Here is a 12,367-nt window from a genome sequence, read left to right as displayed (position 1 = left end):
TTTTATAACCGTTATTTGCAGTAATTACCATTGTGAAAAGGGATGTTTCACTAAATTGCTGTTGAAATATTTGGGATCGTCCGAAACTTCCTCACCAATCCAGATTGGTAGTTCAAGTTGTTGTTGTTCATCGCTGAGTTCGACTTCTGCTATGATCAGTCCTTTATTAACACCATCAAACTCGTCTATTTCCCAAATCAAACCACCGTACTCTACCCTATATCTAATTTTTTCTATTAAAGGAGGTTCGCATAATGTATCAAGCATTTCTTGAGCATCTTCAATCGGAATGGGATACTCAAACTCTGACCTACTATATTTAACGCTAGGCCCCTTCATCGTTAAGTATCCTTGGTTCCCTGCTATGCGGACACGTACAGTAGCTTCTTTTTGGGTTGAGATGTATCCCTGACGATATACTTTACCCTCAGCTAGTCTTCTCCAACTATCGCTTTTAACTAAAAATTTACGCTCTATTTCTTTCGCCATTTTAGTTGAGATTGAATCTATAAGATTATTCTAGCTGGATTCCAATTCAAGTTAAAATAAATCTGTTAATTTATTGAAGTTTTTCAGGTATGGGCGGTGCTTGGATTGTGCAGGTTTGAGTGTGACAATTTTGTTTGTAAAGCATCTGGATGTATGGTTCTTGCCAACTGAGGGGAACTTCTAATAATGACAGTGTTCCTGTAATTCCCTGTCCGATAAATAATAGGAGAGCGATGCAATTGAGAATGATGTGAACTTGGCGCCAGAAATTGGTTTTATCTTTGTAGATATCGGGTAAGATAGCCAGGGAAAAAATCATCAATAGAGCGGCAATTAGTCCGTAATAGTAGTGGGAGATATACCATTGGTCGGTTTGGCGATAAATGCCATCCTGACAACCCAACACTACTAACCCCATGCCGCTCAGAGTCGCAAATATACCACGCCAGTGTTGATCCTTTGCCTGATAGAGTAAAAATAGGGATGCGATCGCACCGACAAATACTAGCCCGATAAAAATAACCTGGAATGGTGCTTTAATCCAAACTTGGTTGTCTAAAATATTGCCAAAAATATCGTTAGCTAGGGCTAGTAGCACAATGCCGACAACGGCTCCAGTTAGCCAACGGCCCAACTGGACGTGTTCCTGTCCGACAACCGGTGGTATTTTGCTCTTACCTGTGCCTACAGTCTGCAATCGGCGTTGACGGACTTGAAAAGCTCGGTGGATAACGATGCCAATTAGGGGAAAAACTACGATAATAGCGATCGCCGGATGTAACAACAAAATCGCATCTCTAAGTTCCACACCACACCTCTAGATAAAATATTTGCCCATAATTTAAGTAGGAAGAGACTATCGCCCTCAACGCAGATATGGCTAATCACTATTGAAGCCAAGGGCAGATTTTGAATATCTGCCATGCTCAATTGTATGGAGTTACTAACCACACTATTATTTTTCAGGCGAAACTGCGCCGGGTTGCAGGAAATGGCGACGGAATAGGGTTTGAAGATATGAGTCCCCAAAATTTAAGCAACAGTTTTGGGCGTCTTCATATTAAATGAGTTTTTCCAAACAACCCGCAAAAAAATGAGCGAACCTACCGTTACTTCACTTCACTGGCTTCAAACTTAGCCACCTTGCCTTTTTTCACGGCAATTACCACATCGTAGGTTGAGCAGTAAGCGATCGTGACATTATTGGCTTTGTTATAAAGGTTGACTACCATACCTGCACCACCAGGTTGGACGGCGATTGGCTCAAGGTCACCAAAAAAGAAACGACGTAGCTCGTCACCACTGCCAAACTGACCTTTATGCTTGATGAGCAAATCAATTTTCTGTTGAACTGTCAAACCTGTAGCATCTTTAGTTTCTGCGGCTGATGCTTGAACTAATGAAGGATTCACAGCTTTGAGTGGAACATCCCAGACTGTCAACATACCAGCTAAAGCGATACTTGTGAGCAGAGAAGAGGCGAATTTCATTTGTTTTTCCTGAGGAGTTGACTTTCTTGACTGTCCGCAGCATCCCATCAGCTACTGAAGCTGATATGAACCCAAGCCATGAATTGTCTGAATTTATCCCGTGAGAAAATTTAGTTTCAACTCAGCAGATTCTCAGGAAATTGTGATGCTGTCATGTCTTTTACCTTTCTTCAGTGTTTTCTCAGATTCACCTCACCCTAAATTAATCAGGGAAGCCGAGTATAGTTGATAGTATTTTTGCAGTGGTGTTATTGTGACCAGACCGAGAAGATGGCATCGTCTTATCCGCAAAATTCCAGGTCAAACCTATCTCTGGCTAGCAATCCTAATTTTTGGAGCATCTAGCGCAGTTACCCGCAAGTTGACAGAAATCGGTGCCCAACACTTCATTGGTGGTCGCAATCCGATTTCTCTGTGTAATGTTTTGTTTGTAGGCAACTTGTGCGCCTTGATAGTGCTGATTATGATCTATGGGCGACAGTGGAACAAAGCTAATTTGAAGCAAATTTCCCGACAGGAATGGTTAGCTTTAACAGTGGTAGCAATTCTCTCTGGAGCAGCAGCACCTGGATTAGTTTTCCGGGCACTGGAACTAACAGAAGTCAATAACATTATTTTAGTCGGACGTTTGGAACCGCCGCTGATTATGGCTTTATCGGTGTGGTTGCTGAGAGAACGGGTAGGTTTTTGGGAAGTTGTCGGTGCGATCGCTGCTTTTGTTGGTGTTACCCTGACTATTATTCTTCAGTCCCCAGGGGCAGACATGATGAATATGGCAGGTTTGAAAGTAGGTATAGGCGAACTTCTAGCAGCAGTAGCCGCCTTGATTTCCGTAGCTTCAACGATTCTTGTCAAAAGATACCTCTCTGATATCCCGCTAGGAATCTTCAATATCTTTCGTACTGCCTTAGGAAGTGGAATATTTTTCTTCATTGCCTTAGTTTTCTATGGCAAACACCATTTTATGGAAGTATTCTCACCGTTTCTCTGGCAGTGGATGCTTGTCTATGGTGTTGTGATTGTGGTGATCGGCCAGTCATTTTGGCTCAAAGGCTTGAGATATTGCACTGTGTCTGCTGCTTCTTTAGTTGGCTCTTTTACCCCAATCGTAGGCATCATAGCTGCTTATTTGATTTTAGGCGAAGCCCCTACCCTAGCTCAATATGTCGGCGGCAGCTTGATTTTAGTTGGCATATTCCTGAGCCAAGTTGGTATTAGGCGTCAGAGTTCTCGCAGAGATGCTCAAAGCTTGGTGAGTTCTGCTCAAGTTGAACATCAGATAGAAGCTGGTATGGGATTCAAGGGGATTTAACCCCAAAATATTTTCGGACTTACCAAGTTTAAGAAAATGCCTGAATAGCTGACGAATAAAGGACTAAGGAGGAAGAAGCTCTTTCTCGTTTACCTTGTCTTTAGTCTAAGAGTAGCTACTGACAAGATGTGATTATTTCCGTTTCTACTATTGACTAGCTTAACGCTGCTGCACAATTTTTTTTAGAGGCTTGCTTCTTAGGGTTGTCTTGTGTTAGTTTTTTTTTAACCAGATATTACTAAATATCTATCGAGTTACCGTAGTTTGTTGACTACAGTTGACTTCGTCAAAGGGGTTCAAAGCCAGGAAAGACTAGGTCACATATTCACTTGACCTATTGCAGACAAAAATGCGATCTGCACTAAAGCAGCAGCGGTGGCGCGATCGCCAATTAGATAGCCGGCAACCTGATGAGCAAAATACGTACTGTGATTGTTGACCCCAATATCCCAGGGGGTTTGGCAGTGAGTGAAGTGGTTGCACCTCAAGGATTGAATCGGTTACCTGAGAGAAGGTCAACACTTCTGGCTCAAGCCATCCTGAGCATCCAGAATACAGGCTTTCCATCAGTGGGCAACATGGTGACCGTAATTTTACTTACAATAAAAAGTACAAATTAATAGAAAAAAACAAGTGTGCGTTCAGGATTGTCAGGTATTAAAGTTTGATTTTTTCATTATGAGCGAGCGATCGCCACCGATCTGAAGGCAGCTGTCAAAACTCTAAAACATCTAATTCCGTAAATCATCACTACTAACGAACTGGAGACAGAAAAACAATGAGTTATAACTACTTTGACATCCAACCAGTTGCAGGACGCATCGGTGCTGAGATCCTAGGTGTTGACTTAAGTGCTGACCTCAGCGACAGCATCATTAGCGAGATTCGCAAAGCCCTAGTTTATTACAAGGTGATCTTCTTCCGTGGCCAGCAGATCGACGCCAACGGGCAGGTCGCCTTTGCTCGCCGGTTCGGTGAGGTCACCACGGCCCATCCCACAGTACCGTCGCTCCCAGGACACCCAGAAGTCCTCGACCTGGATTATGGACGAACTGTCGCCCGCGCCAACAACTGGCACACGGATGTTACATTCGTAGACCGCCCCCCTCTCGGCTCTATCTTACGGGCGCTGATCATCCCCAGATCTGGAGGCGACACTATCTGGGCAAACTCGGTGACTGCATACCAGGATTTGCCACCCCATCTGCGTAATATCGCTGACCAACTCTGGGCTGTCCACAGCAACGCCTATGACTATGCGGCAGCCGCAGTTGACCTGACTGAAGAGGTTAGAGCTTATCGGTCTGTCTTCACATCGACGGTATATGAGACTATTCATCCGGTCGTACGCATCCATCCTGAGTCCGGCGAGCGTGGACTTTTCATCGGTGGTTTCGTTCATCGAATCCGTGGCTTATCTGAAACTGAATCAAACGACTTGATCAGACTGTTGCAGTCCTATGTGACGCGTCCTGAAAACACAGTTCGCTGGCGTTGGCAAGTGGGAGACGTGGCGTTTTGGGACAACCGCGCTACTCAACATTATGCGATCGCTGATTACGGCAACCAGCCTCGACATGTTCAGCGAGTGACAATTTCCGGCGATATCCCAGTCAGCATTGACGGCAAACATAGTGAGGTTGTTAAAGGAGACTCTTCTGCATATACCTCACGCGTAGCGATCGCAGCTTAAAAGGCATTGGGTAGAAAATCCTTCCTGGCGGTACAACTAACCGAGTTCCCAAACGGTCTGGCAGTGCACCAGCTATCGGGGCAATCAATGCACTGAGCACAGGCTATACTGCTAATAGCAAGCCAATTTTTGCTGTGAGATAGTGCTTAACTCGCTCTAAAAAGAAGGGGGTAGTAGACAAGGTATTTATTTTGCCTGCCCATCTTTCCCATCCCCTTTAATTGAACGGTGGAACAGGCGACAGGGCCAGCAGAAAGCCCCGCATATACTTACCGAGGCAATGGCGGCGACAACTTGCCAACTTGTAGTGGGTGGAGTGGCAGGCTCTGAAAGGTTGTTTTGTCTGCCTTTAATTAGGTCTGGTGCTGAATTAAATAGCTGACTGGCTGTACTCGCCCCTTCCATCGCCGCTCCTATTAGATAAGCTACCAGGGCAATTATTAGCCAGTGATTTATCATGTCGTACTGGTCGAATTTTCTCGAAAATATTTGGCTCTCAGCAATCATTCGGTTACTCGTGTTAATGATTGTCTTGCCCGAAGGATAATCGCCCTTCAGCTGTGTCGCGAATTAGTGGCAGTTTAGATTTAATGTAAGTTTTAAGGCTGCTATCTGCCGGGCACTCAATCCCCTGCTTGACTTTTAACTGCTGAAGGAGCAATTGTACTAAGGCTGTATCGTCAAAGTGGAGAAGAGTGCTAACTTGAGTAGACTCGATCACAGCCCAGACTTGTTGGATTATTTTGGCAGTTATCATGAGCTTTTGATTTTTTAATATTTTCTTTATATTTGCATGGTTTTGCAATTTGTGCCTAGTTTTGCTCCTGAAGATTAATTAATCAACACAATTCGAGAGTTTAACCTGACACGCTCCAGAGATGTAGAGGTTTTGTGTATAGCATTTTTTGCTGCCAATATGCCCAAAAATGTACTTAGAAAAAATACCTCTATGAATCAAGTCGAAAAAAGGGTTTCATTAAAGTTATCCTTTCATTGGTCAGCCTTATCCAAAATCTCGTCGTTAAATGGGTAGACTCGGCGCTGCGCGGGGCATAACCCAATATTTCGGTTGAAAACGAGATGATGAAAGCCGCCAACAAGCGTTGGCTTACCAATGAAAGTCCAGGTTTTTCCCAAGGGAAGGCAGAAAAGCGAAAAACAATTCCAAAATGGCAGGGATTGTTGAGAGAAGCAATAGATCAATTAATTAAGATTCATGGCGGTTAAAACCGTTTCTCCTTTCTTTCCCTCTGGCGATACTGTCGCTTCCGATCCAAAAATGCTAACAATTGCTAACATTTGAAATCCCCGTGTTTTTAGACCGGGGAAGGTTAACACTTTGCCTGCTTGCTTATTCCTGTTCTGACACCTTGACTTTTGCTACTGGTTTTTTAGTTGTCGCCTGACGAATCGGCAGCTCAACCACAAACTCTGTGCCTTTGCCGAGTTCAGATTGACAATAGATCTTGCCGTTGTGTTTATCTGTCACAATTTGATAGCTGATAGAAAGCCCTAGCCCTGTGCCTTTACCAACAACCTTGGTGGTAAAAAATGGATCAAACAGTCGAGAGAGTACTTCTTCATTCATGCCGAGTCCGTTGTCAGTAATCCGAATGGCAAACCAGTCCTTATTGAGCAGGGAGGTAGAAATTCGGATTTCGCTGGGGTTTGCGGCGATCTCCCGCAGCGATCGCTGCGTGTTTCGCTCTTCTAAGGCATCAATGGCATTGGACAGCAAATTCATAAATACCTGATTCAACTGACCGGGATAGCATTCTATTAGAGGTAACGTATCATAATCTTTGCTCACGTGAATGGTGGGGCTATCGGCTGATGGCTTCAAGCGGTTTTGCAAAATCATCAACGTGCTGTCGATGCCTTCGTGAATATTTGCTGCCTTGAAGTCGGCTTCATCTAAACGCGAGAAGTTCCGCAAAGAATTGACAATTTCACGAATGCGATCAGTACCGACCTTCATCGACTGGAATAATTTAGGTAAGTCGTCGAACAAAAACTCTATTTCTGCTTTCTTGATAAAATCTTGTAATTCTGGGGCGACATTGGGATGATGATGCCGATAAAGCTCCACACAGCGAAGCAATTCTTGCGTGTATTGGTGGGCGTGTTCCAAGTTACCGTGGATAAAATTAATCGGGTTATTAATTTCGTGGGCAACCCCTGCCACTAGTTGCCCCAAGCTGGCCATTTTTTCAGCGTGGATAATTTGCATTTGGGCAGTACGTAGCTCATTCAGTGTCTGGGCAAGTTGATTGGCTTCTTCACGAGTTTGACCCAGCAAACTGGACTGTTGGAACAAGTTGGCTTGACGCAGCGCTACACTGAGTTGAGCTGCCACTTGGGTCACAAATTCCAATTCAGTCTCTTCCCAATGACGCGCATGGGTGCATTGGTGAATGCACAACAACCCCCACAGTTCGTCACCTTCCATCAACGGGACAATAATCTGCGCTTTGACTTGGAATCGCTCAATCACATCAAGATGAGGTACCTTGGAGCCAACGCTGTTGACATCAGATATTACTTGCACTTGCCCTTGGCAATATTGCGGCGCGTACTGGTCGCCGAAGCAATAGTCTTGCACCTTCACGGCGAGGGCAGAATCGAATTTGGGTAGCACGTCTTCAGCGATAAATTCACCGCTGCAAAAACCGACATCAGAGTCAAAGCGGAAGATGCCGACTCGATCCGCGCGCAAAGATCGGCGCACTTCTTGGACTGTAGTCTTCAAGATCGTTTCTAAATCCAACGATTCACGAATTTTGACGACCAGATCAAATAAAATCCGCCGCTGTTCAGCCGATTGTTGCAGTTCGTCAGCGCGAGTTTGGATTTGGGTCACCATTTTAGAACTTTGCAGTGCCACTCCGAGTTGACTGGCAACTTGTCCCAAAAATTCTACTTCAACACTATCCCACTGGCGCGGTGCAGAATGTTGGTAGGCAGCCAGCAATCCCCACAGATTCCGTCCTACAAAAATTGGGGTCAACACATAGGCGCGAATCTTGAACTGCTCTAAAATCTCTAGATGACAGCGAGAGTGTCCGGCTTGGTAGATATCTTCTACAGCAAAATTTTCGTTGTTGCGGTAGCGTCCGCCTTTGGTTTCTTGCAGGTGGGTATCTTCCCAAACGAGATTTTTGCCAAAGGGATTGATGCTGTCCCAGTGTGCCTCAACCATGCCGAAATGGCTGACGAATTCGCCACTCCAGTCTGGATTAAAGCGATAAACGCCGACCCGCTCAACTCGCAGCATTTTACACACTTCTTGACAAGTGGTTTTCAGGATCAAATCAATATCTAGGGAGGAGCGAATTTTCCCCACTACTTCAGTCAGTGCTCGTTGCCGGGCGATCGCATCTTGGAGAGCATTCGCCTGTTGTTTCGACTGAGCTAAATTCTCGGCTTGCTGAATCGCGACTCCCAATTGTGCCCCCACCTGTCCGAGGAACTCAACTTCGTAATTTGCCCATTGGCGTGCTCCAGAGTGTTGATACGCTGCAACCATTCCCCACAGTTTTGTCCCGATGAAGATGGGCGCTAAGGCATAGGCACGAATTTTGAATTGCTCCAGAATGTCGGTGTGACAGCGTGAGTGACCGGCTTGGTAAATGTCATTGACAGCAAAACTTTCGTTATTGCGGTAGCGCCCGCCTTTTGTCTCTTGGAGATAGGTATCTTCCCAAACCAAATTTGTGCCAAAGGGATTGATTCTATCCCATTGTGCCTCGACTATGCCGAATTGGCTAATAAATTCGCCGCTCCAGTCTTCATTGAAGCGATAAACCGCTGCCCGCTCTAGTTTCAGAAGTTTGCAGAGTTCTTGACAGGCAGTGTTGAGAATAATTTCGGTGTTCAGAGACGAGCGAATATTCCCCACCACTTCCGTCAAGGCACGTTGCCGCGCGATCGCATCTTGCAGTTCTGCTGTGCGTTGTTTGGTTTGTTCTAAAATTTCTGCCTGCTGCATTGCTACGCCGATATGGCTGGCAGCTTGCGCTAAGAATTCGACTTCCTGAGAATACCATTGCCGAGGAGCAGTGTGTTGATAGGCTGCAAGCATTCCCCAAAGTTTGGCACCAATGAAAATCGGCGCGATCGCATACGCCCGAATCTGAAACTGTTCTAACACCTCAATATGACAACGAGAATGCCCTGCATCGAAAATGTCAGCCACGGCAAACGGTTCATTTTTGCGATATCGGCCTCCCTCGGTTTCTTGCAAATGTGAATCTTCCCACACCAAGTCCTGACCAAAGGCAGTCAGTGTATCCCAAGGAGGTTCTGCAAAGCCAAAACGATTGATGAAACTACCGCTCCAGTCAGGGTTGAAGCGGTAAATTGCCACCCGCTCAATCTTCAATTGCCGACCAATATCTTGACAAGAAGTCGAACACAGGGATTCTAAGTTTACAGATGCGCGAATCTTAGCCTGAATTCTCGCCAAGATTTTTTGGTACTGAACTGCTAGCTGTAGCTGGTTGTGACACTCTTGCAAGTCTAAGAGGTTTGACATTTCATAACTGTTCGTTGTCATAGAGTGTAAGGAAAATGAAATACCTACTTTTAGTATTCCCTTGTTTATTTTTCCGAGCACAGGTTGAAATGAAACTTGAAACGAAAACTGAATCAGCTAAACGTGACGGACATCCTCAAAAAGCCTAGCATCAAGCGACTCTTCAGAGGCCTTAAGCGGCCCAAAGTTGCTACCAACACGTGCCCAAATACCATAGCCTGGTTCAGACACAAATGCGCCCAAAAACCTACGCCAACTAAATCTAGTCACAGTAGTCTTTTAACTGAGTATGAATACTGCATAGATAGCTATAAAAAGCGAGTGCATAATTCAGGGTAAAATCACCTATGGCGCCAGTCTCAAACGAATCGTGATGTAGATACACAAACAACAGCCACCTGCACGTATTTAAACCCCTGATCTTTAGAAGTCTGCATAGGTGAGTTATTTTGCTTCCGCTGCGATGCACCATCGCTCATCACCAAGTTTAGGTGCAACACTTTGATAAAGCCATGCATTTGGTTAGTAGAGAAAACTTAACCTAAATTTGTACCAGTTTTAACTCAACCTTTGCTAATCACGTATGCCTTAGTCAGAAAATTGTGGAGTAACTATGGTAAAATACGGTATTCCCATCGGGGTGTAGACGTATTATTTCCATCAACCCAGAACCAAAAACCAGATGGCAGACTCTCAACAGTTACTGTGTACTGCAATTAAGGATCGTAAATTGATGAAACTGCTAGTTCCCCACCTGTATAAATATTGAGCAGACCCAAGTAAAGCATAGACACATAACAGGCAAAGCAGCTTCTCGTTTCTGTTTGTAGAGGCTTTGGTGTAAACCTTCTTTAAGGACAATACCAGTCTATGCCGTCCTTGATTGCGAGATGCTCAACCACGCTATGCCTTGATTCAGCATCAAGTTTGGCTACTTTTCTCTGTGGAGTTTTCTTAGTAAACTTAAGGAGTATAAATGCTTGAGGCTATCGCTACTGCTTGGCTATTACTGTTTTTTGGCGATTTTCTCTCGACTTTCTGTTACCACGTACCTGAGCACGTTTTTGGTAACCTCCACCTGACAACGCACCACTCCTGGAAGAAGGACTTTCGCCACTACGCTATTTTGACCTTAAATCCTCAGGTACTTTTAGATGGTATCTTAGGTGCCCTGCCTTACTTGCTTATGGCAGTAGTACTGTGGACTTTCTCTCCCATTGGCGTTATCTCTGGACTACTGCTCGGTCAGTTTCATGTGTGGTGGAGACATGTAGTAGCCTTAGGTTGGCAAACTCCAAAAGCCGTAGCTATTTTTTGCCAGATTCTATTCATCACTACTCCTGAACAACACTGGCTACACCACCAAAAAACTAACTTTGGTTTTGGTGATATTTTCACCTTCTTTGAGCAACCCGCTAAAGCATGGATGCGTTGGCTACGCTTGCTAAGGGTTCACCTGCGTTACTCTTCTGTTCCTCGCGTGTCTAGCTAGGGTTAATAGCAAGTTGTAGAGACATTGCATGCTATGTCTCTACTCGCTCTACAATCCTCATATATAGCAACCCTATTTGATTCATTAAATGAAGGAGGAAAGGCAGGCAGACTTTGTTTTTATAGCCGCAACTTCCAGTCGTTAGGGCTAGTGCCGCTTTCTCGGAATTAAAAATTAACATGTTATTAATTAAAAAAGTAGATTCCACAAGCTTTCGAGTTGAACCCCACTGGTTAGTTATTTTTTCCCCGATGCACTAGGTGCAATATATTTCTCATAAAAGGCTAACTTCTCTCTAAATTCTTCGATTTCAATTAACAGTTCAACCTCTTTTCTCCCCTCGAATTTATCTGCTGGTAGTTCTTGCAGACGCTCATCAATACACCAAAATAGATTGTCCAACTCTATTAGGGCTATCTTTACTTGTGAATTCGCTGGTAGTTCCCCATGCTGCTCACTCCAATTGTTGAGACGTTGCAAAAGTAATCTTGTCCGTCCCGCTAGTCCTGAATAACGTTGGATTAATTTAAAATTTTTAGCCTCTAATTTTACCTTTGTAAAAAAAGTAGATGCTCTTGTAAATGCTTCCGTTTCTAATTCCCCTAATCTCCCAATAACTGCATTTTTAAGTTTCTCAGTTATCGCTTGAGCTTGTTTCCGTTGATAGGGTGCTACCATCTGCGATACTTGATGAAATTGAGCAATTTCCTCTGGTGTTAATATTGCTAGTATGTGAGATTCCTTATCAAGTCTTTTTTCCTGTTTCTGTTCATCCGTTTGAGATAATGGGTTAACTGCTAATTTTTCTTTGTTATCAATGTGTATTAAACCTAAAAATTCTTCAGATGCAGATTGTGGTAAATATTGAAATCCTTCAATTTGCTCAATAGCAAATTCAGGTAAAACATCACCAGCAATTACAGACATAATTCCTGGTAAATATTTATCCATCATCTGGAGGTTGGTATCCACCAAATCCTTGATACAGATAAAGCTGAGTCTGTCGCTTTCAAGGTTAATACTGGTTTTGTAGCGAATTTCCCCATCTCTAAAATCTATTTCAAAGTTTCCAATAGTCAATCCATAATTTGCTCTAGCAATAAATTCTGATACAGCTAAACGCCAAGATTCCGGGGCTATAATGGGACAAACAGAGTAAAAGATAAACTGGTGCTGCGCTTCTTTAGATTGAGCGTAGCAATTCCATCTACCACTTTTACCTTGAAAAGTCATTTGTAAGGCAGATTCAGATTTTATCTCCTCAAACGACCAATTATCTTCTTTAAAAAAATTGATAATTAGCTCAAATATACTTGAACTACCAATAGCTTGCTGATTCATTTAAAATTGGTTGGTA

General features: G+C 43.9%; 12 protein-coding genes. 5 read left to right on the top strand and 7 right to left on the bottom strand.

Features of this window, described 5'->3' with window-relative positions; all coding sequences use genetic code 11:
- Positions 1 to 24: 24 nt before the first annotated feature.
- From CYLST_RS01580 to CYLST_RS01570, 3 genes are all read right to left on the bottom strand, one after another.
- Complete coding sequence (locus tag CYLST_RS01580) at positions 25 to 489, bottom strand: CYTH domain-containing protein (RefSeq protein WP_015205954.1); 465 nt, start codon at positions 487 to 489, stop codon at positions 25 to 27.
- Between the two features lie 70 nt (positions 490 to 559).
- Positions 560 to 1,297, bottom strand: a complete 738-nt coding sequence (locus tag CYLST_RS01575; RefSeq protein ID WP_015205953.1) for a DUF4079 domain-containing protein — start codon at positions 1,295 to 1,297, stop codon at positions 560 to 562.
- 301 nt (positions 1,298 to 1,598) lie between these two features.
- On the bottom strand, positions 1,599 to 1,979 hold the full coding sequence (locus CYLST_RS01570; protein WP_015205952.1) for a hypothetical protein: 381 nt from the start codon (positions 1,977 to 1,979) through the stop codon (positions 1,599 to 1,601).
- A gap of 253 nt (positions 1,980 to 2,232) precedes the next feature.
- Here CYLST_RS01570 and CYLST_RS01565 point away from each other — a divergent pair, with 253 nt between their 5' ends.
- The 3 genes from CYLST_RS01565 (at position 2,233) to CYLST_RS01555 (ending at position 4,984) form a co-directional block, all read left to right on the top strand.
- Positions 2,233 to 3,291: a DMT family transporter gene (locus CYLST_RS01565; protein ID WP_015205951.1), complete on the top strand. Its 1,059-nt coding sequence runs from the start codon at positions 2,233 to 2,235 to the stop codon at positions 3,289 to 3,291.
- Between the two features lie 410 nt (positions 3,292 to 3,701).
- On the top strand, positions 3,702 to 3,911 hold the full coding sequence (locus CYLST_RS01560; protein ID WP_015205950.1) for a hypothetical protein: 210 nt from the start codon (positions 3,702 to 3,704) through the stop codon (positions 3,909 to 3,911).
- Positions 3,912 to 4,069: 158 nt separating this feature from the next.
- Positions 4,070 to 4,984, top strand: coding sequence for a TauD/TfdA dioxygenase family protein (locus CYLST_RS01555; protein ID WP_015205949.1), 915 nt, complete (start codon positions 4,070 to 4,072; stop codon positions 4,982 to 4,984).
- A gap of 186 nt (positions 4,985 to 5,170) precedes the next feature.
- On the opposite strand, the gene CYLST_RS01550 is transcribed toward CYLST_RS01555, so the two are convergent.
- Entirely contained in the window at positions 5,171 to 5,491 is a 321-nt protein-coding gene (locus CYLST_RS01550; protein WP_015205948.1) for a hypothetical protein, read from the bottom strand.
- 13 nt (positions 5,492 to 5,504) lie between these two features.
- A complete protein-coding gene (locus CYLST_RS01545; protein ID WP_015205947.1) occupies positions 5,505 to 5,741 on the bottom strand; it encodes a hypothetical protein in 237 nt (78 codons plus the stop codon).
- 323 nt (positions 5,742 to 6,064) lie between these two features.
- Between CYLST_RS01545 and CYLST_RS34040 the strand changes: the two genes are divergently transcribed.
- Complete coding sequence (locus CYLST_RS34040) at positions 6,065 to 6,211, top strand: hypothetical protein (protein WP_157162507.1); 147 nt, start codon at positions 6,065 to 6,067, stop codon at positions 6,209 to 6,211.
- A gap of 124 nt (positions 6,212 to 6,335) precedes the next feature.
- Here the strand turns inward: CYLST_RS34040 and CYLST_RS01540 are convergent, their stop codons facing one another.
- Positions 6,336 to 9,539, bottom strand: coding sequence for a GAF domain-containing sensor histidine kinase (locus CYLST_RS01540; protein WP_015205946.1), 3,204 nt, complete (start codon positions 9,537 to 9,539; stop codon positions 6,336 to 6,338).
- Positions 9,540 to 10,494: 955 nt separating this feature from the next.
- On the opposite strand from CYLST_RS01540, the gene CYLST_RS01535 reads away from it, so the two are divergent.
- Positions 10,495 to 11,010 carry a sterol desaturase family protein gene (locus tag CYLST_RS01535; RefSeq protein ID WP_015205944.1) on the top strand — a complete coding sequence of 172 codons (516 nt, stop codon included), beginning with the start codon at positions 10,495 to 10,497 and terminating at the stop codon, positions 11,008 to 11,010.
- Between the two features lie 237 nt (positions 11,011 to 11,247).
- Here CYLST_RS01535 and CYLST_RS32705 read toward each other — a convergent pair whose 3' ends face one another.
- Positions 11,248 to 12,351, bottom strand: coding sequence for a type III secretion system chaperone family protein (locus CYLST_RS32705; RefSeq protein WP_015205943.1), 1,104 nt, complete (start codon positions 12,349 to 12,351; stop codon positions 11,248 to 11,250).
- Positions 12,352 to 12,367: the final 16 nt, after the last annotated feature.

This window comes from Cylindrospermum stagnale PCC 7417 (assembly GCF_000317535.1).
Taxonomy (GTDB): Bacteria; Cyanobacteriota; Cyanobacteriia; order Cyanobacteriales; family Nostocaceae; genus Cylindrospermum; species Cylindrospermum stagnale.
The sequence above is the reverse complement of the archived record's forward strand: the minus strand, read 5'-3'. Positions and strand labels throughout refer to the sequence as shown.

What these genes read in the sequence shown, in the direction of transcription:
- CYLST_RS01580 (WP_015205954.1), bottom strand. Translation starts at nt 489, where the DNA reads ATGGCGAAAGAAATAGAGCGTAAATTTTTAGTTAAAAGCGATAGTTGG.
- CYLST_RS01570 (WP_015205952.1), bottom strand. Translation starts at nt 1,979, where the DNA reads ATGAAATTCGCCTCTTCTCTGCTCACAAGTATCGCTTTAGCTGGTATG.
- CYLST_RS01560 (WP_015205950.1), top strand. Translation starts at nt 3,702, where the DNA reads ATGAGCAAAATACGTACTGTGATTGTTGACCCCAATATCCCAGGGGGT.
- CYLST_RS01555 (WP_015205949.1), top strand. Translation starts at nt 4,070, where the DNA reads ATGAGTTATAACTACTTTGACATCCAACCAGTTGCAGGACGCATCGGT.
- CYLST_RS01550 (WP_015205948.1), bottom strand. Translation starts at nt 5,491, where the DNA reads ATGATTGCTGAGAGCCAAATATTTTCGAGAAAATTCGACCAGTACGAC.
- CYLST_RS01545 (WP_015205947.1), bottom strand. Translation starts at nt 5,741, where the DNA reads ATGATAACTGCCAAAATAATCCAACAAGTCTGGGCTGTGATCGAGTCT.
- CYLST_RS34040 (WP_157162507.1), top strand. Translation starts at nt 6,065, where the DNA reads ATGATGAAAGCCGCCAACAAGCGTTGGCTTACCAATGAAAGTCCAGGT.
- CYLST_RS01540 (WP_015205946.1), bottom strand. Translation starts at nt 9,539, where the DNA reads ATGACAACGAACAGTTATGAAATGTCAAACCTCTTAGACTTGCAAGAG.
- CYLST_RS01535 (WP_015205944.1), top strand. Translation starts at nt 10,495, where the DNA reads ATGCTTGAGGCTATCGCTACTGCTTGGCTATTACTGTTTTTTGGCGAT.
- CYLST_RS32705 (WP_015205943.1), bottom strand. Translation starts at nt 12,351, where the DNA reads ATGAATCAGCAAGCTATTGGTAGTTCAAGTATATTTGAGCTAATTATC.